At 59.3% G+C, this 23,753-nt stretch carries 18 protein-coding genes and 4 tRNA genes; 10 read left to right on the top strand and 12 right to left on the bottom strand.

From position 1 onward, the window contains the following. Positions 1 to 27: 27 nt before the first annotated feature. The 3 genes from Cth01_RS10395 to Cth01_RS10405 form a co-directional block, all read right to left on the bottom strand. Entirely contained in the window at positions 28 to 1,785 is a 1,758-nt protein-coding gene (locus Cth01_RS10395; RefSeq protein ID WP_045839112.1) for a DUF5691 domain-containing protein, read from the bottom strand. Further along, a complete protein-coding gene (locus Cth01_RS10400) occupies positions 1,782 to 3,194 on the bottom strand; it encodes an SWIM zinc finger family protein (protein ID WP_034408119.1) in 1,413 nt (470 codons plus the stop codon). The genes Cth01_RS10395 and Cth01_RS10400 overlap by 4 nt, the downstream gene beginning before the upstream one ends. A gap of 530 nt (positions 3,195 to 3,724) precedes the next feature. Continuing rightward, a complete protein-coding gene (locus tag Cth01_RS10405; protein WP_034351660.1) occupies positions 3,725 to 4,099 on the bottom strand; it encodes a helix-turn-helix domain-containing protein in 375 nt (124 codons plus the stop codon). Positions 4,100 to 4,601: 502 nt separating this feature from the next. Between Cth01_RS10405 and Cth01_RS10410 the strand changes: the two genes are divergently transcribed. After that, the gene (locus Cth01_RS10410; RefSeq protein WP_034351656.1) at positions 4,602 to 4,868 is read left to right on the top strand and encodes a hypothetical protein; all 267 of its coding nucleotides are present in this window, start codon (positions 4,602 to 4,604) and stop codon (positions 4,866 to 4,868) included. Positions 4,869 to 5,000: 132 nt separating this feature from the next. Here the strand turns inward: Cth01_RS10410 and purL are convergent, their stop codons facing one another. Further along, a complete protein-coding gene (purL, locus tag Cth01_RS10415) occupies positions 5,001 to 9,011 on the bottom strand; it encodes a phosphoribosylformylglycinamidine synthase (RefSeq protein ID WP_045839113.1) in 4,011 nt (1,336 codons plus the stop codon). A 179-nt stretch (positions 9,012 to 9,190) separates the two neighbouring features. Here purL and map point away from each other — a divergent pair, with 179 nt between their 5' ends. From map to Cth01_RS10430, 3 genes are all read left to right on the top strand, one after another. Then, the gene (map, locus tag Cth01_RS10420; protein ID WP_045839114.1) at positions 9,191 to 10,003 is read left to right on the top strand and encodes a type I methionyl aminopeptidase; all 813 of its coding nucleotides are present in this window, start codon (positions 9,191 to 9,193) and stop codon (positions 10,001 to 10,003) included. 190 nt (positions 10,004 to 10,193) lie between these two features. Further along, positions 10,194 to 12,836: a [protein-PII] uridylyltransferase gene (locus tag Cth01_RS10425; RefSeq protein ID WP_045839115.1), complete on the top strand. Its 2,643-nt coding sequence runs from the start codon at positions 10,194 to 10,196 to the stop codon at positions 12,834 to 12,836. Positions 12,837 to 12,910: 74 nt separating this feature from the next. Then, the gene (locus Cth01_RS10430) at positions 12,911 to 13,171 is read left to right on the top strand and encodes a hypothetical protein (RefSeq protein ID WP_003056528.1); all 261 of its coding nucleotides are present in this window, start codon (positions 12,911 to 12,913) and stop codon (positions 13,169 to 13,171) included. 65 nt (positions 13,172 to 13,236) lie between these two features. Here Cth01_RS10430 and asd read toward each other — a convergent pair whose 3' ends face one another. Continuing rightward, complete coding sequence (gene asd / locus Cth01_RS10435) at positions 13,237 to 14,100, bottom strand: archaetidylserine decarboxylase (RefSeq protein ID WP_045839116.1); 864 nt, start codon at positions 14,098 to 14,100, stop codon at positions 13,237 to 13,239. A gap of 411 nt (positions 14,101 to 14,511) precedes the next feature. Here asd and infA point away from each other — a divergent pair, with 411 nt between their 5' ends. Beyond that, on the top strand, positions 14,512 to 14,769 hold the full coding sequence (gene infA / locus Cth01_RS10440; RefSeq protein WP_003056533.1) for a translation initiation factor IF-1: 258 nt from the start codon (positions 14,512 to 14,514) through the stop codon (positions 14,767 to 14,769). A gap of 71 nt (positions 14,770 to 14,840) precedes the next feature. Further along, a tRNA-Pro gene (locus Cth01_RS10445) sits at positions 14,841 to 14,917 on the top strand. A 525-nt stretch (positions 14,918 to 15,442) separates the two neighbouring features. Here the strand turns inward: Cth01_RS10445 and Cth01_RS10450 are convergent. The 3 genes from Cth01_RS10450 to Cth01_RS10460 form a co-directional block, all read right to left on the bottom strand. Then, positions 15,443 to 15,519 (bottom strand) — tRNA-Met (locus Cth01_RS10450). A 184-nt stretch (positions 15,520 to 15,703) separates the two neighbouring features. After that, positions 15,704 to 15,886, bottom strand: a complete 183-nt coding sequence (locus tag Cth01_RS10455; protein ID WP_045839117.1) for a CsbD family protein — start codon at positions 15,884 to 15,886, stop codon at positions 15,704 to 15,706. A gap of 260 nt (positions 15,887 to 16,146) precedes the next feature. Then, a complete protein-coding gene (locus tag Cth01_RS10460; protein ID WP_034383675.1) occupies positions 16,147 to 16,365 on the bottom strand; it encodes a hypothetical protein in 219 nt (72 codons plus the stop codon). 872 nt (positions 16,366 to 17,237) lie between these two features. Between Cth01_RS10460 and Cth01_RS23980 the strand changes: the two genes are divergently transcribed. Then, entirely contained in the window at positions 17,238 to 17,387 is a 150-nt protein-coding gene (locus Cth01_RS23980) for a hypothetical protein (protein ID WP_165572408.1), read from the top strand. Here Cth01_RS23980 and Cth01_RS10465 read toward each other — a convergent pair. Continuing rightward, entirely contained in the window at positions 17,384 to 17,587 is a 204-nt protein-coding gene (locus Cth01_RS10465; protein ID WP_139032108.1) for a hypothetical protein, read from the bottom strand. The two genes, Cth01_RS23980 and Cth01_RS10465, sit on opposite strands and share 4 nt — an antisense overlap. A gap of 606 nt (positions 17,588 to 18,193) precedes the next feature. On the opposite strand from Cth01_RS10465, the gene Cth01_RS10470 reads away from it, so the two are divergent. The 3 genes from Cth01_RS10470 to Cth01_RS10480 all read left to right on the top strand — a co-directional run bounded on the left by Cth01_RS10470 (position 18,194) and on the right by Cth01_RS10480 (position 20,569). Further along, positions 18,194 to 18,829 (top strand): TetR/AcrR family transcriptional regulator, encoded by a 636-nt coding sequence (locus tag Cth01_RS10470; protein ID WP_224650479.1) that lies wholly within the window; start codon positions 18,194 to 18,196, stop codon positions 18,827 to 18,829. Between the two features lie 71 nt (positions 18,830 to 18,900). Continuing rightward, positions 18,901 to 20,091 carry an NAD(P)/FAD-dependent oxidoreductase gene (locus Cth01_RS10475; protein ID WP_045839164.1) on the top strand — a complete coding sequence of 397 codons (1,191 nt, stop codon included), beginning with the start codon at positions 18,901 to 18,903 and terminating at the stop codon, positions 20,089 to 20,091. A 34-nt stretch (positions 20,092 to 20,125) separates the two neighbouring features. After that, a complete protein-coding gene (locus tag Cth01_RS10480) occupies positions 20,126 to 20,569 on the top strand; it encodes a helical membrane plugin domain-containing protein (RefSeq protein ID WP_045839165.1) in 444 nt (147 codons plus the stop codon). 603 nt (positions 20,570 to 21,172) lie between these two features. Here Cth01_RS10480 and Cth01_RS10485 read toward each other — a convergent pair. The 3 genes from Cth01_RS10485 to Cth01_RS10495 form a co-directional block, all read right to left on the bottom strand. Next, a tRNA-His gene (locus Cth01_RS10485) sits at positions 21,173 to 21,248 on the bottom strand. A gap of 141 nt (positions 21,249 to 21,389) precedes the next feature. Then, positions 21,390 to 21,465, bottom strand: a tRNA-His gene (locus Cth01_RS10490). A gap of 65 nt (positions 21,466 to 21,530) precedes the next feature. Further along, positions 21,531 to 23,429, bottom strand: a complete 1,899-nt coding sequence (locus Cth01_RS10495; RefSeq protein WP_045839121.1) for a SurA N-terminal domain-containing protein — start codon at positions 23,427 to 23,429, stop codon at positions 21,531 to 21,533. Positions 23,430 to 23,753 lie beyond the last annotated feature (324 nt).

Genomic DNA, 23,753 nt, shown 5'->3' on the forward strand with positions numbered 1-23,753 from the left:
GGGTTGAATGCAGAAAAATTCGAAGGCTTAGGCGCTCAGCGCGGCATGCAGGGCCATGCGCAGATCGGTGATACGGTTGAGTTGCTCGAGCACGCGCTCGTCATCCCAGGGGCGCAGGCGGGCGCGCTCCAGCCGCGCCTGTTGTTCGGGCGTCAGGGTGCTTTGCGCAGCAACGGTAGTGGCCTCTTCGGCCGCATCGGCCACCTTGGATACCAGCTTTTGCCAGAGCCCGGCCAGCCCTGACGGGGCTGCGGCCTCGGGCTGCTGCTCTGGCGCGGCAGGTTTCTCAGCCTGTGCAGGTTGACGCCAGAGCCACACAAAGCGCGGCAGAACGGCCGGATGCAGCCGGCGCGCGCAGGCCAGCACGGCCTGATCGGCCTGCCAGCTATGCCAGCTGCCCGTGGCCTGCTTGCCGCCCAGCGCCTTGTCCAGAGCGTCCATCAGTTGCTCCGACATGGACTGAGAAAACACGCCAACCACGGGCATGCTGCTCTCGATGGTGTTGATGCGATCCACCAGGCTGCCCTTGGCCTGCTGCAACTGCGCCTGCCAGAGCGCCTCGCGCTCCTGCTGGCTCAGTCGGTCCAGCAGGGCCGGCAGCAGCGCTTCGGCCCGCGCATCGCGCTCCATGGTCTGCAGCAGCGCAATCCAGCGCACATCGGGCTGATCGCGCAGCGCCGCCAGCCAGCCCTGGCGCAGGGCGGTCTTCCAGTCGCTGCGGCGGCTCCAGTCCCAGAGCTGCTCGGGCGTCATCTCCAGGGTCTGCAACCAGAAGTCAATCGGGGCGAGTTCCACCATTTGCTGCAGCCACCAGGCTTTCACGCCCTTGATATAGGCCGGCGGCTGCAGTGCAATGCCGTCGCGCTCCCAGTCCTTGCTGCCCTCCTCTGGCGGCTCGATCTGCCATTCCCCCTTGGCATTGCGGCTCAGCATGGACTGCAGCCAGCCCAGGATGCGCAGGCTGTGCGCGCTTTGCGGCAGGCGCGAGAGCAGGCGGGCCGCGTTCTCACGCACCTCCTTGCTGCGATCAGTCAGCAGCTTTTCCAGCAGCGGCTCGTCCGCCATGGACAGCCCCACGCCCAGAGCCAGCACCATTGGCGCACGCTCCTTGGCATTGAGCTCCTTCAAGCTGGCTTCCAGTCTGGCGCGGGCCTGGTCTGCATCGGTATCACGTTCGCTATGCAGCAGCGCCACGCGCTGCTCGATGGAGCCCTCCTGCCAGATCAGCTCTGCATTGGCTGTCTCCTGCACGCCGCTGGCATAGCTCCATTGCGGGTTGAGCCCGGCCAGCCAGCGTCCTCGCTCGCCCAGCACCGGCGTCAGCCAGGTACGCAGTTCCACCGAACGACGGCCTTCGTTCAAAGCATCGACCAGAAGTGCATAAGGCAAGCGCTGTCCGGCCTGATCGAGGGCATGGAACATAGGAGCCAGCATGTTCTCGGGCCCATGCTGCAGCACATCACGCATCAGGCCATGCAAGCGCTCATCATCGGGCGCGCGGCGAGACTCGTCGGCAGGCAGTGCTGGGGAGCTCAAAGGCGCACCGAGCCTGACCTGCGCACCGGGTTGCCAGCCCGCCCGCTCCAGGACGGCGGCGACGGCGCTGGCTCTGAGCAGTTGTGCAGCCGTTGACGCAGCCGGCTGCAGCCAGGCGGCTTGCATGGCTTGCAAACCGGGGCTGGCTGCGGCGTCAACCTGCGCGGTCAACACCGCAGGTACGGCCAGCCTGTCCGCGCCGACCAGACTTGACTGCTGCAGCGCAGCCCACAAATTGGCGCTGCTCATCGCATCTCTCCTTGGTTCTGCCAGATGGGGGACAAGACCTGGCTGTGAGCATCCTGCTGCCAGGCACTGAGCAAACGCCAACGAGCCAGTTGCGGCCCGGACTCCCACTCGCCAAACAGGGCCAGAGGCGTGCCGCCACTCAGCGCCAGCAGCCGCCAGGCTTCGTCATCGGCAATCACCGCTGGCACGGGTGCCGCCTGGCTCTGTCCTGTGGGCCAGCCCACCAGCCATTGCCCCTCTACATACAGCAGCTGGGCATCCGCACACCACAGCGGCTGCACCGGCTGCAACGCATTGGCGGCAATGCGCTCGCCCAGTTGTTGCAACGGTTCGCCCAAAGCCTTGACCGTCAGGGCTGCGGCATCGGAGCTGTCGATTGCTTCAACCCCATTGACGGCAACCGCCCGCAGGCTCGCCCTGCCCGGATAAAAGCTCAAGGCTGCGCGATAAGCGCTGCCGCTTACCCAGGCCGTCTCGAACCCTCGCCCGCCCTGGGCATAGTCCAGCATCAGGGCAGCGCGGCCGGTATTGAGGCCCTGCAGCCAGACTCGGCGCTCCAGCAGGCGACCCTCGCGCTCAATCAGGCGCTGGCCCAGTACGCGCCAATCGTCGCTGATGGTCTCGCCACGGGCCTGTACTTCGGCCTTGTCCATGGGCCAGCCTAGGGCAGCCATGACGTCGGCCTTCACCTCGGGGCTCAGCGAGTCACGCCGCTGCACCGCGTCCACCAGCAGCTGCCAATGGCCAAGCTGCACCAGCAGGTCACGCGGCCAGGTCGGGTGGCTGTCCACCAACTCCCAGGCTTCCCTGATACGTGCGGCCATGCCCGTGGCCTGGGCATCCACCATGCGTGCCGCCATGGTGTTCCAGTGCTGGCGCGTCTGGCTGTCGCCGGCCTGATTGGCCAGGCCGATGCGCACCATGTCCTGCATCCATAGCGACAGCTCCTGCATGCCGCCAGCAACCTTGTCCCAGCGCTTGTCCTCGCGCTTGGCCTGCTGTCTGGCCAGAGCCTCCTGATCCGCCACTGGCGCAGCGGCAATGGCGGCCGCCTTGGCCTCTTTCTGCTCGGCTTTTTGCTGACGACCACCCAGCCAGTTGCTGACCCATTCCGGGGGCTCGCCGCCCTCCGGCACCTGGCCGCCTGCGCGCAGCAGCATCAGCGCCAGCCCGTGCTTGCAGGGGAACTTGCGGCTGGGGCAGGAGCACTTGAAGGCCGGCCCGCTCAGATCGACCTGAGTCTGATACGGCTTGCTGCCGCTGCCCTGGCATTCCCCCCAGACCGCAGCATCATTGCTGCCTGTGTTCGGCCATTTGCTCAGGGACTGCAGTCCCTTGGCCGCCTTGGATGACGCAGCATCCGGCGACAGCGCCAAAACTTCCGCTTCCGTTGCTAATACACGCGACACCAATGTCTCCCGTCCCGAATCGACGCAATATCTTGATAGTTCGAGGCGCTTACGCACCAAGGGCGAGTGCGAGACTACCCTCGGAAAACCTCGTCCGCACTTTGCTGAAACTGTGTCTTCAGCGCGGCAAAAACTGTGGTTTAACCGACCGCGCAAACTGTTGCGCGCAATGCATCAGCCTATCATCGCCATGGCACTGCGCCGATGAAAACGTGCAAAAAATCAGAACATAGAGAAGCTGGGTGACATGCATCAACCGGCTTCCTCGTCGAGCTGCGGTACCTCTGCTCCCGGTGAACATTCAGCCTGCCGACGCTGCTGCAGATGCAAGTACCGACTCCGCAGCAGCCAAGCCACGGCATGCTTGCTACTTTTGCTTACCAATGGCTCAGCCCGGCTTCGGTGCTCATTCCGCGCAAGCTGCCCGCAATTGCACCTTGCTGCCTATCTGGCTGTCAAATTGCTACCAAGGGTCTAAATGCTCTGGGTCAAATCGACCAGGACACTTTCGACGCCATACACGCCCTGTGTCACAGCCTTGGAAGTCGGCTCTGGGTCGGAGAATTAGCCACTGACGATGCTTCGGCTGGCAAGCCCGCTGCCAACAAGATAGAGGACTGCAAGAGATTCTGTCTGGCAGCTAACGAACAGCGTCGAAAGTTCTCCAGCAAGAGCTGTTCGCCAGCATCCCCCGCTGGAAGATCCGACTGGCGCCGGCCGGTCAGCACAAACAGCACATCAACACCTGCTGCGGCAACTGCAACAAGGTAATCACTATCCGGCTTTCGTTCGTCTTTCTCGTAGAGCAGCTGCGCCTGCTTGCGCACACCGCCAAGTTGGCCAAACCCTTCCTGATTTAAGCCAAGGCGTTCTCGTTCCTCACGCAAACGCGCACCAATACCCATATGTGTAACTCAATATTGACAAATATACGCATTTGCGTACTATTGCCATACCTAAGCCAAGCTAGCGCCGCTTCACAGCACCGCACTAGAGGCAAAAAGCAGCAGCCCTTTGCACAGAGCTGCTGCACCTATTCACATCAATCAATAGATTTTGACATGAAGCAGCTACATCCCCACGCGCAGGCCCGCACATGACTTGAGAGCCAAGGCCTACGGTCGCCCAATGGACACGGAACAGTCCAGATAGCCGCTTCCCGATCAACAGCCGGTGCAGTGTCGGCAACGGATCTTGCCTGCTCTGACAACAGGCACTCTACGAATGTGTTCTGTAGCGCTCGACAGTTTCAGCCTATGTCTGAGTCCGGCGTTTACGGACTTGATGCTGTCAAAGCATCAGCTATCCATGCACGACTGTCGCGGGCAAATCAGCGCAGCTGAAAGCATGCGCTATTCAACACCAACGCCAGGACCTGCAGATCAGGCCCGACTGGAGTTTTGAGTCATGAGCCAGGACATTTTCGATCAGCGTGCCGATGGCAAGGCTTTTGCGGCAGCAGCTTCGTTGGCGCCGGCAACCGTGCCACAAGCCCAGATTGCCTGCCACGAAGCGCAGTTGATCGGCTATGCGTTGAGCCACCATGTGCCGGACATGCGGCGAGGCTTCGATATTCTTACCAGCTATGGCCGCTGGCATGTAGATCCGAAGCCAGCCGCGCAGATGGCCGAGTTGATGCGCCAGCATCTGATGCAGCAACTGGAGACGATCTAGGCCTACGCTTCCGACAGGACGCGGAAAGCAGTTCACCCGATCCTTGAAGTCGGCCTCCGGGAAGACCATGAACCATGAAAAAAGGCTCTGCAGAATGCAGAGCCTTTTGATTGCGCTAGCAGTACCCGGGTATCAACCCAGCCACTTGCGGGCGTTGCGCCAGATGCGCATCCAGGGGCTGAATTCGGACTTGTCGCCCGAGGTCCAGCTCATCTGCACATTGCGAAACACGCGCTCGGGGTGAGGCATCATCGCCGTGAAACGGCCATCGGCCGTCGTCACTGCTGTCAGGCCACCGGCCGAGCCGTTGGGGTTGAACGGGTACTGTTCGGCAGGCTGGCCGTGGTTGTCCACATAACGCATGGCCTTGACCACTTGCTCGGCATTGCCACGGAACTGGAAGTTGGCATAACCCTCGCCATGTGCCACGGCGATGGGCAGGCGGGAGCCGGCCATGCCTTGCAGGAACAGGCTGGGCGACTCCAGCACTTCGACCATGGACAGACGCGCTTCGAAGCGGTTGCTCTGGTTCTGCGTGAAGCGCGGCCAGTCCTGCGCACCGGGGATGATATCGGCCAGCTCGGCAAACATCTGGCAGCCGTTGCACACGCCCAGACCGAAGGTGTCGCTGCGACCGAAGAAGGCTTGGAACTGCTCGGACAGACGGTCGTTGAAGGTAATGGAGCGCGCCCAGCCAATGCCCGCACCCAGGGTGTCGCCGTAGCTGAAGCCGCCACAGGCCACCACACCGGCGAAGTCCTTGAGCTGCGCACGACCGGACTGCAGGTCGCTCATGTGCACGTCCACCGCATCAAAGCCGGCTTCGGTGAAGGCGTAGGCCATCTCCACATGGGAGTTCACGCCCTGCTCGCGCAGCACAGCCACGCGAGGCTTGGAGGCCACATTGATGAAGGGCGCTGCCACGTTCTCCTTGGGATCGAACGTCAGATGCACATGCATGCCGGGGTCGGCAGGTTCGCCAGCGGCAGCATGCTCGCTGTCGGCGCAGACGGGGTTGTCGCGTTGCTGGGTGATCTTCCAGCTCACGGCATCCCAGACCTGGTGCAGATCGGACAGAGTTGCTCCGAACACCTTGTTCGCATCGCGCCACACCTGCAGCTCGCCCTTGCCTGCGTCCACGGGAGACGAGGCGGGACGGGTCTTGCCGATGACATGGCTGCACTGGATCAGGCCATGTTCGCGCAGCACCTGCAGCACTTCGGCACGGTCTTCCGTCCTGATCTGCAGCACGGCGCCCAGCTCTTCGTTGAACAGCGCGCGCAGGGTCAGATCTTCGCGGCGGCCGGAGACCTGCTTGCCCCAGTTCTTGCCTTCGCCGCTATCCATGCGGCTGTCGGAGATACCGTCGCCTTCGGTGATCAGCATGTCCACATTCAAGGCCACGCCCACATGGCCGGCAAAGGCCATTTCGGCGGCCGTGGCCAGCAGGCCGCCGTCGCCCTTGTCGTGGTAGGCCAGAATCAGTCCCTTGGCGCGCAGCGCATTCACTGCATCCACCATGGCGATCAGATCCTTGGGCTCGTCCAGATCCGGCACCTCGTTGCCCGACTGATTGAGCACCTGACCGATGATGGAGCCGCCCATGCGCATCTTGCCGCGGCCCAGGTCGATCAGCACCAGGGTGCTGTCTTCCACCTCGGCGTCGAGCTGGGGCGTGAGCGTGGTGCGCACATCGTCGATGGAGGCAAAGCCGGTGATGATCAGGCTCACGGGCGAGGTGACCTTCTTGGTCTGGCCGTTCTCGCTCCACTGCGTGCGCATGGACAGAGAGTCCTTGCCCACGGGAATCGAGATGTTCAGCGCGGGGCACAGCTCCATGCCCACAGCCTTGACGGTGGCGTACAGCGCAGCGTCTTCACCGGCTTCGCCGCAGGCGGCCATCCAGTTGGCCGACATCTTCACCTTGGACAGCTCGATGGGCGCAGCCAGCATATTGGTGATGGCTTCGGCCACGGCCATGCGACCCGAGGCGGGCGCGTCGATGGCGGCCAGCGGTGTGCGCTCGCCCATGGCCATGGCTTCACCCTTGAAGCCCTTGTAGTCGGCCAGGGTCACGGCCACGTCGGCCACCGGCACTTGCCAGGGACCGACCATCTGGTCGCGATGGGTCAGGCCGCCGACGGCGCGGTCGCCAATGGTTATCAGGAAACGCTTGGAAGCCACCGTGGGGTGGGCCAGCACTTCGATCACGGCCTTTTCCAGCGGCACGCCGGTCAGGTCCATGGCGGGCAGCTCGCGCTCCACGCTGGTCACATCCTTGTGCACCTTGGGCGGCTTGCCCAGCAGCACGTTCATGGGCATGTCCACGGGGAACTTCTGGTCGCCGGACTCGACCGCCGTGTCCTCCAGCACCAGTTGGCGCTCTTCGGTGGCCGTGCCGATCACGGCAAACGGGCAGCGCTCGCGCTCGCAGAAGGCCGTGAACTGCTCCAGCGATTCGGGAGCGATGGCCAGCACATAACGCTCCTGCGATTCGTTGGACCAGATTTCCTTGGGCGACAGGCCGGACTCTTCGAGCTTGACGGCACGCAGGTCAAAGCGTGCACCGCGCCCGGCATCGTTGGTCAGCTCGGGGAAGGCATTGGAGATACCACCGGCCCCCACGTCGTGGATGGCCAGGATCGGGTTCTCGGCGCCCTGCTGCCAGCAATGGTTGATGACTTCCTGTGCACGGCGCTCGATCTCGGGATTGCCGCGCTGCACCGAGTCGAAGTCCAGTTCTGCTGCATTGGTGCCCGAAGCCATGGAGCTTGCCGCACCGCCGCCCATGCCGATGCGCATGCCGGGACCGCCCAGCTGAATCAGCAGCGTGCCCGCCGGGAACTCGATCTTCTTGGTCAGTTCGGAATCGATCACGCCCAGGCCGCCGGCGATCATGATGGGCTTGTGGTAGCCACGGGTGATGTCGCCGACCTGCTGCTCGTACTCGCGGAAATAGCCGGTCAGATTGGGACGGCCAAACTCGTTGTTGAACGCCGCGCCGCCCAGAGGGCCTTCGATCATGATCTGCAGCGGGCTGGCGATATGTTCGGGCTTGCCTACTTCGCTGCCCCAGAGCTTGGAAACGGTGAAGCCCGTAAGGCCGGCCTTGGGCTTGGAGCCACGGCCGGTTGCGCCTTCGTCACGGATTTCGCCGCCGTTGCCGGTCGATGCACCGGGGAAGGGCGAAATCGCCGTGGGGTGGTTATGTGTCTCCACCTTCATCAGCACATGGTTGGTAGCCGCCTGCTTCTGATAGCTGGGAGCGCTGACTGCGTCTGCCTTCGCATCGAACTTGGCTACAAATCGCTCAACCTCATGGCCTTCCATGATGGAAGCGTTGTCGGCATAGGCCACCACGGTGTGCTGGGGCGAGCAGGCCTCGGTGTTGCGGATCATGCCGAACAGCGATTTTTCCTGCTCCACGCCGTCAATGGTGAACTTGGCGTTGAAGATCTTGTGGCGGCAGTGCTCGGAGTTGGCCTGCGCGAACATCATCAGTTCCACGTCCGTGGGATTGCGCTTGAGGTCGTTGAAGGCATTGACCAGATACTCGATCTCGTCTTCGGCCAGGGCCAGGCCCCATTGCTTGTTCGCGGTTTCCAGCGCTGCGCGGCCACCACCCAGCACATCCACAAACTCCATGGGCTGTGCGGCCAGGGTGGTGAACAGTTGCTCGGCCTCGGCGCGTGTCGCGAACACGGACTCGGTCATGCGGTCGTGCAGCAAGGCGGCAATCTGTGCCGTCTGCTGCGGCGAGAGCTCGGGCTTGCCACCCAGCAGGCCGGACTTCATGTCCACGCGATACTCGGTCATGCGCTCCACGCGGAACACGTTCAGGCCGCAGTTGCGCGCGATATCGGTCGCCTTGGAGGCCCAGGGAGAGATGGTGCCCAGGCGGGGAGTGACGATGAAGGCCAGGCCTTCAGCATTGCCCGTATAGGGGTCACCATAAGTCAAGAGCGCCGACAGGCGCTCTTGCAATGCGGGCGCAACTGCGCCCTCGGTGGCTACCAGGTGCACAAAGCGTGCAGATACGCCGGTGATCTTGGGGTGAATGGCGACCAGATCGGTCAAAAGCTGTTGGGCGCGGAACGAGCTCAGGGCGTTTCCACCCTCAAACTGTGTCAGATGCAATGTCACGTGGCGGCCTGTTTATGTGAAGGCTGTTGAAAAGCGTCCTGGTCAATCCCCTGCCTGAGAGGACCGGGCCAAAGCGCTGAATTCGGTGAGCCTAGGATTTTACCGTGCCTCGGGGTTAGTCCGAATGCTCACACCCACAAGCCCTGCATGTTCAAGCGCGCAATGGGATAATTGCGACCATGAGCATCACACTGAAGACCCCCGAAGACATCGAGCGCATGCGCGTTGCAGGCCGCTTTGCTTCGGATGTGCTGGACTACATCACCCCCCACATCAAGCCCGGCATCACCACCCAGCAGATCGACGATCTGTGCGCCAAGCGCATGGCCGAGCAAGGCACCAAGACGGCCTGCCTGGGCTATCAGCCCCCAGGCATGACGCCCTACCCGGCCTATGTCTGCACCTCGGTCAACCATGTGGTGTGCCACGGCATCCCCAACGACAAGCCTTTGAAGAAGGGCGATATCGTCAATGTCGACGTGACCATCATTACCGAAGACGGCTGGTTCGGCGACAACAGCCGCATGTTCGTCATTGGCGAAGGCACGATTGCGGCCAAGCGGCTATCTAAGCTGACCTTCGAGGCCATGTGGAAGGGCATTGCCCAGGTCAAGCCCGGTGCCACGCTGGGCGATATCGGCCATGCCATCCAGACCTATGCTGAGAGCAACAACCTGTCCGTGGTGCGCGAATACTGCGGCCACGGCATCGGCAAGGTGTTCCACGACGAGCCCCAGGTGCTGCACTATGGCCGCCCCGGCGAAGGCGTGGTGCTGGAAGAAGGCATGGTCTTCACCATCGAGCCCATGCTGAATCTGGGCAAGCGCGACATCAAGGCCATGCCAGACGGCTGGACCGTGGTCACCAAGGATCGCAGCCTGACCGCCCAGTGGGAGCTGATGCTGGCCGTCACCAAGACCGGCTATGACGTGCTGACCTGGTCCGATGGCTCGCCCACTCCGCCCGACTTCATCACGGCCATCCGCACCTGAGCGCATTGCTGCTGCTGATCTGCATGCCGCATCCGGCCAAAGCTGGATGCGGCATATTTTTTGCTTGTAGACCTTGTGCTGCAAGCGCCATGCGCTCATCTTTTTGCCATCACAGGCCTCAAGCCCAAGTCAGTTGGGTTAAGGTGACGCTCAAGCACTTGCCCTGTTGAAACGTTTTTTTCTACTGCGCATGACCTCCTCTGCCCACTCCTACGCCAACTCTGCCGACGTCTCCGACCTCTCCTCGCTACAGAGCCTTCGCGAGCAATACCGCGAGGCCAAGGCCCGGCAGATGGAGTTGCTGCGCAACCCCACGCTGGGCAGACGCAGCGTGCGCGGAGTGCTGCACCATTTCAGTGAACTGGCAGACGGTCTGCTGCGCACCCTCTGGCAACGTGCACAGATGCCGCAAGGCGCGGCCCTGCTGGCCGTCGGCGGCTATGGACGCGCCCAGCTCTTTCCCTACTCGGACATCGATGTGCTGGTGCTGCTGCCCCAAAGCAGTGCACAGCCAGCTGTGGAATTTGCGAGCAGCATCGAACAGTTCATCAGCAGTTGCTGGGATGCTGGCCTGGAAATCGGCTCCAGCGTGCGCAGCATTGCCGAATGCCTGCAGGAGGCCGCGCAGGACCTGACGGTACAGACCGCCATGCTTGAGTCACGCCGCATCACCGGCAGCAAGGCCTTGTTTGCCGACTTCGAGCAGCAGTTCCGCGCGCAGCTCGATCCCAAGGCTTTTGTCGAAGGCAAGCTGCTGGAGATGCGCCAGCGCCACGCCAAATACGACTTCACGCCCTATTCGCTGGAGCCCAACTGCAAGGAATCACCCGGCGGGCTGCGCGATCTGCACACCATGCTCTGGCTGGCCAAGGCCGCAGGCTTCGGCAACAGCTGGCATGAGCTGGCCGAGCAAGACCTGATCACCCATTTCGAGGTCCAGCAGCTCGAATCCAACGAATCCCTGCTCAGCCTGATCCGTGCACGCCTGCATGCCGCTGCCGGCCGCCATGAGGACCGGCTGGTCTTTGACCTGCAGACCGCCGTGGCCGAAGCCTTTGGCTACCGCTCCACCACGCCGGAGGGCCGCAAGCTGGCCATGCGCGCTGGCGAGACCCTGATGCGTCACTATTACTGGGCCGCCAAGGCGGTGACCCAGCTGTGCCAGATCGTGCGCATGAGCATCGAAGAGCGCCTGAACCCCGGATCGCACGAGCTGATTCAGCTCAATGATCGCTTTTGCGAGAAGGCCGGCACCATCGAGGTGGTCAGCGACGATCTGTACGAGCGCGATCCGCATGCCATTCTCGAAACCTTTCTCATGTATGAGCAGCATGAGGGGCTGACAGGTCTGTCGACGCGAACCCTGAGAGCGCTTTATGCCAGCCGCGATGTGATGGACAGCGCCTTCCGTCGCGACCCGGTCAATCGCGCCACCTTCATGAAGATCCTTCAGCAGCCGCGCGGCATCACCCATGCCATCCGGCTGATGAATCAGACCTCGGTACTGGGCCGCTATCTCTGGCCCTTCCGCCGCATCGTGGGGCAGATGCAGCACGATCTGTTTCACGTCTACACCGTGGACCAGCATATCCTGATGGTGCTACGCAATGTGCGGCGCTTCTTCATGGCCGAGCATGCCCATGAATACCCGTTCTGTTCCCAGCTCGCCGCAGGCTGGGACAAGCCCTGGATCCTGTATCTGGCTGCCATCTTCCACGACATCGGCAAGGGCCGAGGTGGTGATCACTCCGTGATCGGCGCCGTCGAAGTCAAGCGTTTTTGCCGCGCCCACCAGATCGACAAGGCCGATGCGGAGCTGGTCGAGTTTCTGGTACGCGAGCACCTGACCATGAGTCAGGTGGCCCAGAAGCAGGACTTGTCCGACCCCGATGTGATTCGCGCCTTTGCCGAACGCGTTGGCAACGAGCGCAAGCTCACTGCCTTGTATCTGCTGACGGTGGCCGACATTCGCGGCACCAGCCCCAAGGTCTGGAGTGCCTGGAAAGGCAAGCTGCTGGAAGACACCTACCGCCTGACCCTGCGCGTGCTAGGTGGTCGCGCCCCGGATGCCGCCGCCGAAATCGAAGCCCGCAAGCGTGAGGCGCTGGTGCAACTGGCCCTGTCTGCCCAGCCCTTTGAGTCCCACAAGAAACTCTGGGAGACACTGGACGTGAGCTACTTCATGCGCCATGAAGCGGCCGACATCGCCTGGCATACCCGCCATCTCTCACGCCATGTGGGCCAGGGCAAGCCCGTGGTGCGCGCCCGGCGGTCGCTGGCCGGCGAAGGCCTGCAAGTTCTGGTCTATGCACCCGACCAGCCCGATCTGTTTGCCCGCATCTGCAGCTACTTCGACCGTGCCGGATTTTCCATTCTTGATGCGCGCGTGCACACGGCCAACAACGACTACGCACTGGACACCTTCCAGGTCGTCGCCCCCACCATGCAGGAGCAATACCGCGAGCTCATGCACATGGTGGAAAACGATCTGACCCAGACTCTGCTGCGAGGTGGCCCCCTGCCCACGCCATCGCAAAGACGGCTGTCGCGCCGCGTCAAAAGCTTTCCATTCGCTCCGCGCGTCATCCTGCGCCCCGATGAAAAAGCCCAACACTGGCTGCTGTCCATCTCCGCATCAGACCGCGCCGGCCTGCTCTACATCATTGCCCGCATTCTGGCCCAGCACCATATCAGCGTGCACTTGGCAAAGATCAGCACCCTGGGCGAGCGCGTGGAAGACACCTTCCTCATCGAAGGGCCTGAACTGCAGGACAACAACAGCCAGCTGCGCATGGAAACCGAGTTGCTCAAGGCCCTTGCCCAGCCCGGTTGAACCAGGCCCGGCAATTCGGGCTTTAGTTTGATGATTCGCTGCCGATAAGCAGTCACCACTACTACGGAAAGCCCATGCAGCTCGCCTCCAATGAAGTTGCGGCATCGCCGCCCACCACACGCAGTGGCCTGTTTCATATGCCGTTGTTTCGCCCCGGCACCGAGGTCACTCAGAATGGCCGACGCGAAATCGTCAGCCATGTCATCTTGCGCAGACGCGAACTGATGGTCTACCTCCGAGGTCACGATGACCCGGTAAAGCCCGATCGCCTGAGTCTTGCCCCCACGGTGTTCACCACCGAACGCCGGCCTGAACCACTGACCTGGTTTCTTTGATCCCTCAAAACAAGAAAGCCGCTGACGCTCATGGCATCAGCGGCTTTTTCTATGGAACCCGGCTATCAGCCCAGCTTGATCCGGGCGTTGGCCATGACCTGACCCAGTTGCACCGGCGCCGCCGGCTGCCACTGCGGATTGAACTGCAGGCCTGCCGCTTGTGGAAACAGCATGACCACTGTGGAGCCGAGCTGAAAGCGGCCCATCTCCTCGCCTCTAGCCAGCATCACCGCTTCGGCACCTTCGTAATTCCAGGTCTTGATATGGCCTGGGCGCGGCGGGTTGATCAGGCCATGCCACACCGTGGCCATGCTGCCAACGATCGTCGCGCCCACCAGCACCAGCACGAAGGGCCCATGATCGGTATCGAACACGCAGACCACGCGCTCGTTGCGCGCAAACAGGCCGGGTACGCCACGTGCGGTTACCGGGTTCACCGAGAACAGATCCCCTGGCACATAGGTCATGCTGCGCAGCTTGCCGGCACAAGGCATGTGAATGCGGTGATAGTCGCGCGGGCTCAGATAGATCGTGGCAAAGCTGCCGTTATCGAACTGACGGGCCAAAGTCGCATCCCCTCCCACCAGCGCAGTCGCACTGTATTGATGCCCCTTGGCTTGAAAGATCTGCTCGCCTTCTATCCTGCCGAACTGGCTGATCGCACCATCTACCGGGCAAATCCAGTCCGCCTGCGCCAGAGGACGAACACCGTCCTTGAGCGCACGTGTGAAAAAGGCATTGAAGGTCTTGTAGGCTGCGGGGTCGGGATTGGCTGCCTCGGCCATGTTCACCTGGTAGCGCTGGATAAAGCGACGAATGACTGCCGTCGTCAATCCGCCGGCCTCGGCTTGCGCCAGTTTTCCCATCAGCGCGGTCAGCGCCTGCTTGGGCAAGAAATATTGGGAAAGTACGGCGAGTCGATCAGACACAATGGAATTTTGCTATCAAAGTTATAGAGCTGTCGAACAGGATTCTAGCCAAGACCACGGCAGCGGCGGCTGTCTTTGGAGGCTACAGGCGTTTTACCCCATCCAGGCCACCGCCCAGGCCCGATATCTCAATGATGCAAGCGTCATGACAAAGACCTATGCACCCGTCTCATCGCTGCGACGCTTTACCCCTTTATGAGGGCATAAGCGAAGGCGAGACGCTACAATTCCAATGTTTAGCTGAATGCTGTTTCACAGCATGGCTTGATTGGATATCGGCCTTTTGTTCGGTCTGCGCAAACAGCGCAGCGCCCTTGCCACATTGAGGCCTGAGCAGTTGTACTGCTCAGGCCTTTTCCGTGGTGATGACGAGCAAGCGCCGCAACTGACCTTTTCTGAGAGATTGAACAAATGGCCAAGGAAGAACTGATTGAAATGCAAGGTTCCGTGACGGAAGTCCTGCCTGACTCGCGTTTTCGCGTCACGCTGGACAACGGTCACCAACTGATTGCCTACACCGGCGGCAAGATGCGCAAGCACCACATCCGTATTCTGGCTGGCGACAAGGTGTCGCTGGAAATGTCGCCCTACGATCTGACCAAGGGCCGTATTACCTTCCGCCACCTGGCCAACCGTGGCCCGGCCCCCACGACACCTCGTTCAAAATAAATAGCGCCTCATCATCAAAAATTCGCCACTTTTAAAAGATGCGCAATTTTTTGTAGTTAGAATAGAGGCTTCGGAGCGTAGCGCAGCCTGGTAGCGCATCTGCTTTGGGAGCAGAGGGTCGCGAGTTCGAATCCCGCCGCTCCGACCAAATGACAAGGTGTTAGATCGAAAGATCTAACACCTTTTGTCTGTCTACGCTTCGCGACCTTGCCGGCTTATACGCGCCATCATATTTATTTGCGGCTTGGCAGACTAAGAACCGCCTTAACCCCCTGTGAGGCCGGCACGAAGCATCGATGCTTTGCGCCCTCATGGCAAGAAGGCTGGCAGCCCCTCCCCTAATTCGAGCTTGCACACCTTCAGCCCAAAGTGACACATGCAAGAGCTCTCCGTGAGCGATGAAGCAGCCCGCATCATCCGCGCGACATGCCACCCGGGCGCGGCCTTGGCTGGCTCAAGGGAATAAGACAGAACCAGGGCCGCAGCAACCAACTTTCGGCGGGCAGAAGGCAAAAGAAAAAGCCCCGGCTGCTACGGCCAGGGCTTTGGAATTGGCGCCAGGGGTTAAGCCATCTTTCAGTGCTACAACCTGAACCTAGCGATGCGTATCTTGCTCTCGAAATATGACAGACAGATGGCAAAAAGCCCTGACCGTTTCCGGCCAGGGCTTTATTGGTTGCGAGGGCCGGATTTGAACCAACGACCTTCGGGTTATGAGCCCGACGAGCTACCAGACTGCTCCACCTCGCGATATTCCGCGTCGGGGGCCGACCACCATTCCTAGGCGCCTGCATGATTTCCCCGACGCTTGCATTGTAGCACATATGTATAAATTTACAGCATGAATAGATATTCAGTAATGAATCCCCTCAGGAAGCAACACAAAAGTCAACTGGCCAACCTAGCGGACTTTGCTCGTTAGAGCTCGTGCAGCTTACTTTTTGGCCGCCTCTTGAATCGCTTCTTTCAGATCACCTATCTTCTTCTGAGCGATGCCTTCAACCTGCTTTGCGATCCCCCTGGCTTCTTGCTCAGGACTGTCTATGTATTCACCAAGCCTCTCCTGAATCCTGCCTTCCACATCCTTCAACGTGCCCTTGGCTTGATCAGTATTCATGATGTCCTCCTTATGAACAAAGCCGCGAAATGCGGCTTGGGTCAAAGTTAAGCGCTAGTGAGGCCTACGGCCGTGGGATCTGCCAGGGCATCCATGTGATGCAAACCCTTGCGCGCCATCAATTGCTCACAACGACAAACGCAAAACAAAGGCGCCAGCGGATCATGCTTGGAACTATGGTCACGCCGCTGGCTACCGCCAGGCAACCAGGGCATATGCCTCAGTGTTGCGATGAATGGCCGCTATTGGAGCATTTCTTATCAAGATACGTCAGCAGCATCCGAAATATCGATCAGAGGGAATGCCGACCGTGGATTCGACATCATGGCGGCCCTGACCAGACGCCAGCGCACAGAATTCAAGTGCTCCTTCTGCAGGACATAGGCTGCAAACAACACGCGATGGAGCTTCATGGACGCGGCTTGCAGTACAAACTGAGCCTGTCCAGCACCCAGTCCGGAATAGAAGGCAATGCTCATCTTCCTGCCGCAGAGGCTGGTACCGTTCCTCGGCACTGACACATCGCAGTCTCTTCCAACGGCCCTGAACCCAGCGCCCGCATCTATCCGGCAACTCTTGGCACCATTCAGTTTCATGCCTCTAGGCATCGATCCTGTCTTTCTATAGTCCTGGGAATCAAACGGTTATTTGCAAACGATTCTCAATTGCGTTTATGATTCATCCCATGGTGCAGCGAGTCGCTGTACCACCTCTTCATCGTGGGGCGCTGACAAGCAGGGGCTTGCAGCGTTTTAGCTAGCCAGCGGCCCTCTCCTATTAGCCAAGCCTTTTTTCCACGATCGAGCCAATCAAGTCGTCAGCCACAGCAGCACGGCCAAATACCGTTGCGCAATCACAAGCCTGTCTCCCGTCTGGAGCACCGGCCAGAGCTTTTCAACTACGTCATCACGCACCGCATATGGCTGGCAGAGTCCTGCACCAGATTGACGGCAAGCATCCAGCAAAACCCGGCCATCGCCGCTACTGACCCGCCGCCCTGCGTTGCGGCAACGAGCCCGAAGAGGATGAAAAACCATGGCCAAACCACTTGGCACCATCGCGCTTGCTGCCCGCCCCTCCGCTGCCGCAATACCCTGAGCCACTGGCCCGGCTTGGGCGGATGCCCCCCCTTCCGCAACTTCATTCCTCTCTGGCAGTGCGATCCGAATCGCTGCACGCACTGCCTTTTCCTGCCCGTGCAAACAGCCTAGAGAATGGACAACAAGACCGTGCAATGCCTGTTTGAGAATTCGCGAGCACACCTCACAACTTACATTCCTGTCAACGAACTGCCACAGTCAAGCATTAAAAAGGGACTCATCAGCTTCCATCCACCCTTCAAGGAGTAGCCATGACCTACCTGTACGCCGCCTATCTCGAACTCAAAGCGACGAATCAAGAGATCATGACGCCAATGCCTGACCCGCACTCTCCCGAAGAGGTTCTGCGGATACTGTCCCAGACCCCACCCGAAGGCGAGTACAGCGCCGACGCTTTCTAAACGGTCTCCAGATAAACCAAGTCACCCGAAGGTGGCTTTTTTGTTTGCGTTTCAGGTCTAGCGCCGGCCGCTCCCGCGCCCGCCGTGATGCTTATGCCCACCTCCATGACCACCTCCATGACCACCTGACCGATGGCCATGATGCTTGTGGCCGTGCGGATGCCCATAGTACCCATCATGGTGACGGTGCCCATAACCATGCCCGTGATGTGCATAGCAGCCAGACAAGAACAGCGCAAAGGCCGAGACTCCAAGTAACTTTTTCATAGCAATAAGTCTAGGTTATTCAATCGCTTACGGGTATTCGATGTGTAAGCAAGTGAAGCCCCTGCCATGCCTAGCCAGCCTTGAACTGGTTGTTGTTTCTGTAGCCTCATGTGACCCCGAATTTAGTGAACCACAACAGCCCCTCTTTCCAGAACCAGGATGGCTGCGATACGAGCCCTGGGATGAGGCTCAAGCGTCAGAAGTGCCTTGTCACCAGGGCCGATACCGCGCCGCTTGCGCGTCTCGAGTATCAAGCCCTGGAAGCAGGAGGACACAAAGCATGCCCAAGAGCGGCGTTGCCAGATAGTTCAAAAGACTCGAGCCAACTGATATGGCCAACGCATTCACCCGCCGGGTGGCCAGACGCAAGAAAGTTAACTCATCAGATATGAGAGCCCCATAGAGTTTCGACCTCTCCATACACAAAAAGCAAAAGCAAAAGGCGAGAGACCTGCCCAGCCAAATTGGAATCTCCAAAGATTTGGAAATTTCGATTTTCTGCAAACAGGGTTTACCCCTGTTTTCCATATCATCATTACGTGAAAAATAGAACGAAGATTCATTCTATTTTTACAATGCAAAAAGAACCTTGGACATTCTTTCCAAATTCCGGCTCCCGCCATATTCAAACTCTTAGTGTGGCTCTGAGGCTTTTTGTAAGGAATGGCTTCTTTAACACTTCAATCCAAGAGTTATGCACCGAGGCCGGAGTTTCTATCGGCTATTTCTACAACCATTTCACTGATAAAGAAGGCATTGCTAGGGAGCTTTATCGACACCTGCTCTCCCGCATGAATGTGCTGTTGGATGTAATTGAAGTGCAGCACGCAAGCAGCCGCGAACGCTGTGAAACCGTACTGCGCATGCTGTTCGCCTTGGCTGAAGCCGAGCCTGATGCAATGGGTTTTGTGGTCAACGCACGCCACCGCGAGTTCCTGCCAGAGGAGCAAGCGATCTGTTCCGCTTCCGCATTTGTCCGCATGCGCGGCTTTGTGTTCTCAGGCATGAAAGACGGCGAGATTCGCTCAATGGAACCCATGGTTGCCGCCAGTTTGATGTATGGCAGTGCAATCCGCATTATCTGCCTGCGCCTTGACGGATTGGTGGACACACCACTCGAACAACTCTTTGACTCCTTGTGGGAAGGAGTATGGCGCTCGCTTCGGCCCGATTGAGTTTGGTTTCACGAACCGACACCTATCAGGTGCCGGCCATTTTCCGACTGAATGTTAAAAGGAGTAGCAGGATGGCGCATCACATATTGATCATCGGCGGTGGCATTGGCGGAACCATGACGGCCAATCATCTGGTCGTCAAGTTATATCCGGAACTGCTAAGCGGCAAGGTGCGCATCACCATGCTCTCCAATTCTCCTTGGCACTATTACAAGCCAGCCTTTATGTATGTGGCTTTCAATGCATTCTTCCGGGACGAACTGAGACGCAAACAACGTGGACTGCTGAGACCTGAAATCGACTTTCAAGTCGAGGAAGTGGAGAGCTTTGATTTTCCGGCTCAATCAGTCCAATGCAAAAGCGGAAAACGCTTTCACTACGACCATCTTGTGATATCCACGGGTTGCGTTCCTTCTCCAGAGCGCATTGCCGGCTTGGCCGATGGCGGCGACCATTTCTACCAGCATGGGCCTGCCCGCAAATTGGCCGACAAGCTGACTCGTATCGAGAAGGGTCGAATATTCATCACCGTGACCTTCCCCAAGACCCCGAACGTCCCCCACCAGTGCGGCATCGCACCGATCGAGACGACTCTGATGCTCGACGATCTGTTGCGCCGCCGCGGAGTGAGAGACAAGGTGGAGATCATCTATACCTACCCCACGGTATCACAATTGCTGCGTAACTGCCTGTTCCTTCAGAGGGATACCTGCGAGATCCTCCCCACGGTGTTCGAGCAGCGCGGTATACGTTATCAGCGCGGGTTCACGTTGTCGCACGTGGACCCCGATGCAAAAATCGCCTATTCGGAAGAGGGTGAGTCAGAAGACTTCGACATTCTCATGGCCACTCCCCCCATTCGCGCAGTACAGGCCGTACGCGATAGCGGTATGTCCCAGGCACAGGATGGCGAAGGTTGGCTCCCCACTGACCACGAGACGATGCAAATGCTAGGCACCTCGAATGTCTACGTGCTCGGAGACACCGTGGATCTCCCTGTCAGCAAGGCCGGTGGCTCCTGCCACAGCCAGTCACCTGTTGTCGTCAACAACATCGCATCGCAAATCCGCTTCGACCGTACTTGCGACGCATACGACGGCCGAGTTGTGGCCATCGCTCAGATGGGACTCGATGACGGAATGCCTCTTTGGTATGACTACAAAGCAGATGTCAAGCCAACGCCTCCCACCAAGATCGGCGGAATGATGCGCAAGGGCTTCAATCGAGGCCTGTACTGGGCGGCAGCACGAGCTCTGGTCTAAGCCAGCTTCATGGATGTACACAAGGAGATTCGAGATGAATAGCACTACCGATATTCCGATGGCCGAGCACGAATCTGCCATGAAACTCAGTGCAGGTCTGCTGAACGACGATGCCGCTCTTCAGGGTTTGGCCGAACTCATGGCCAAACTCGAGCCTCTATTGGCAGGGCGCCGCCTGAACCGTGTCGTAGACATGCTTTCCGTGGCTGCCGATGCGGTCGATATGAGCGATACGTACATGGTCGAAAAGCTGGCCAGAGCTTTCGAAGAAAGCGTATCTGCAGCATGGTCAGCCGGCAACGCGGCCCGTATGGCCGCAGCCCGGATGGAGCGACTCGAGACAACACCTACTTTAATTGGCCTTCTTCGCATGGCAGGTGAGCCAGATGTGCGCCGTGGGTTGGCGTTCCTGCTATCCATGGCTGGAGCATTGGGCCGGCAACATGCCTATGACCCTATCGACTACACAGCGGACTGAAGGCAAGTCCTTGGCAGTTCTGGCTCCAGCCCCCTCCGCCGCAGCCGGTCTTTCTTTTCTGGAGAGGCAATCAATCTATGAGGCCTTGCCTCCTGAATAGTTGTGCCGCCTGCGCAACGCCAAGCCTTACTCCGCCGAACCCTTCGGACAGATCAGCAAGGCACTGGCAGAGCACTTTGTACCACCAGTTGCAGTCGTTGAAGCAGATGAGCCAAACGCCTTTGCAATCAAGCCCCCCATGTCCACCGATTGCATTCGCCGAGGTACTGCCACACATTTACAAATCCACAACGGATGACGAGCGAGCGACCATCTGGACCACGGGAAAGGATGGCTGGCACGGCGCTGCGCTTGCCGTAGTGATGCCGCACACCGTCTGCTGGCGGGGCAGCCGCGGCTCTGCCCTGGCAGCACTTGAGGGTGCGCGCCGCTAACGGCACGCAGGTAGCGCAATGCAAAAGCCCGACCACTGTCGGCTTTCAAATACCGGCCAGCCTGTTTCGCGAGAAAGTAGAGCCTCAAAACCGTCTGTGCTCACTGCATAGCAGTGAGCTGCAAAAACAAAAATGCCCCACAAGCAAACCTGTGGGGCATTTTATAAACTGGGGTGGCTGATGGGACTCGAACCCACGACAACAGGAATCACAATCCTGGACTCTACCAACTGAGCTACAGCCACCGTAGAAGTCTCTATTCTACTTCAGAATTTGAGCCATCAAATCAAAATTGAGAGCAATAAACACTGAACTAGCAACGATTCAAGGCAAAACACCTCTCATCAAATAAAAACGCTCTGCGCTGCAGAGCGTTTTTGAAATTCTGGGGTGGCTGATGGGACTCGAACCCACGACAACAGGAATCACAATCCTGGACTCTACCAACTGAGCTACAGCCACCGTAGAAGCATCTATTGTAATGCATAAATCAGGCCGAAAATAAACTCACACCTGATTTAAATGCCTTACTGTGGACGCGGCACCTTGATCTGGACCTTGAAGGTCTTCTTCAACTGTTCATAGTAGGCCATGACTTCAGCCATGGAAGACCACTGCGTGAACTGCGCCTTTTGCTGCTCCAGCACCTGAGCATCTTGCGCAGGACGCTGGGCAATGCGATTGACCTTGATCACGGCATAACCTGCATTGCCAAGATCGACACCCTCCCACGCGGGCAGGTCATTCGTGGGCGCTCGCAATGCCGCATCCAGCACTTCACGCGGCAGATCCCTGGCTTGATCGCGACCCACCTCGACAGCCGCGGGCAGTTGAGCTGCTTCAGGCTTGGCCTTCCATTCGGCCATCTTGGCCTTGCCTTCCTGCTTGGCCAGCTCTGCGGACTGGTGCGCCACATACAGCTGCTTGAGCTTCTCCCCCACTTCATCCATGGACTGGGTGTGCGCAGGAGCATAGCTCAGCACACGACCAGCCACCAGGTTGCTGGGGGCCAGCTCCACTGCGTCGGTATTGCGCTTGTTCTCCAGAGAGTCTGCGGAGAACAGTGCCTCAAGGAAGCGCTTGTTGGCCAGAGGACCTTGCGCATCAGGGGCTGGCTCACGCGTCACGTTCTCGACCTTGTGAATGCTCAGCTTGAACTTCTCGGCCACAGGCTTGAGGCTTTCGGACTGCTCGTAAACGGCGTTGGAGAAGGCTTCGGCCGCCTCTGCAAACTTGCGCTGAGCCTGTTGTTGCTTGAGATCTGCTTCCAGCTTGGGGCGCATTTCCTCGAACGAGGGCACCTTGGGCTGCTTGATGCCGGTCAGCTCGATGATGTGAAAGCCAAAGTCAGACTCGACCACATCGCTGATGTCGCCCTGCTTCATCTTGAAAACGGCTTCTTCAAATGGCTTGACCATGGCCTCGCGGCCAAAGTAACCCAGATCACCACCATTGGCAGCAGAGCCGGGATCCTGCGAGTTGGCCTTGGCTACCTGGGCAAAGCTCTTGGGATCTTTGCGTACCTGGGCTAGCAATTGCTCAGCCTTGGCCTTGGCTTTTTCACGCTCTGCAGCCGGAAGATCCTTGGCCGCATTGATCAGGATATGGCTGGCACGACGCTCTTCGGGACCAGCAAGACGGGCAGCATTTTCCTTGTAATAGGTGCGCAGGTCGTCTTCGCTCAGAACAATGCCTTGCTGTACAGCGGCCAGGTCCAATTGGACATACTCCACCGTTGCTGCCTCTGGCTGTTTGAACTGGTTGGTGTGTGCTTCATAGAAAGCCTTGAGCTCGGCCTCCGTGGGCTGGACCTTGCCTGCAAAGGCACTGGCATCAAACCGGGCAACTTGAATTTCTCGGCGCTGATACAGGGCGTCCATGGCCTGCTGCAACTGCGCGGCAGTCGTGAAGCTGGTCGAAGAGACGGAACCCAGTACCTGATTGAGTGCCAGTTCACGACGCAGATTGGCTTCAAACCCTTCGGGAGTCATGCCCTGCGAACCTACCAAAGCCTTGTAGGCTTCCGCATCCAGCGAGCCATCGGGCTTTTGCAAGGACGCAATCGCGGGGATTTCACGCAAGGTACGCACCAACTGTGCATCGGGCGTTGCTAGGTGCATCTTGGCAGCAGCTGCTGCCAGCACGCGATCACGCACCAGCTTCTCCAGCGTGGCATAGCGCGCCTCTGGCGAGTCGAGCAGCTTGGCATCCATGGTCGGATTCTGCGCACGCAGGCGGTCGCTTTCAGCCCTGTGAGCGTTGTCCCAGTCCTGCTGGGTGATGTCATGCCCATCCACGCGGGCCACAGTCTGGCTGGACTCGGTGAAGTAGTTCTGGTTGACTCCGACAAAAATGAAAGAGGGAATGATCAGCAAGAACAACAAGATCATCACGAACTTGGAATGCTTGCGGATGGATTCGAACATGGTCAATCTTTCTGCGGCAGCAAAAATAAAGGCGAACTTGCGTTCGCCTCATTAACAATGGTGAAAGCCGTGCGACCCGCTGCGCCACCGACCGGGCCTCTACAGGGCACTGATGCTCTACAGAACTGCCATCCAACCTCCACCAACAGGGTTAGGCTAATCCTGTCCATTCTAACTGCCAGCTTTTCCATTGCCGCTGTCTAGCCAGGGCATCTTGCATAGAAATACCCCGAACAACCGTCACCTCCGGTAGCAATAAACGCCAAAACGCAAGGGAGGCTTAGAGCTCTCCAAGCCTCCTTTGCGCTTTAGTGGCGGGTACTG

Origin of the sequence: Comamonas thiooxydans (genome assembly GCF_000964545.1) — a bacterium.
Lineage (GTDB): Bacteria > Pseudomonadota > Gammaproteobacteria > Burkholderiales > Burkholderiaceae_C > Comamonas > Comamonas thiooxydans.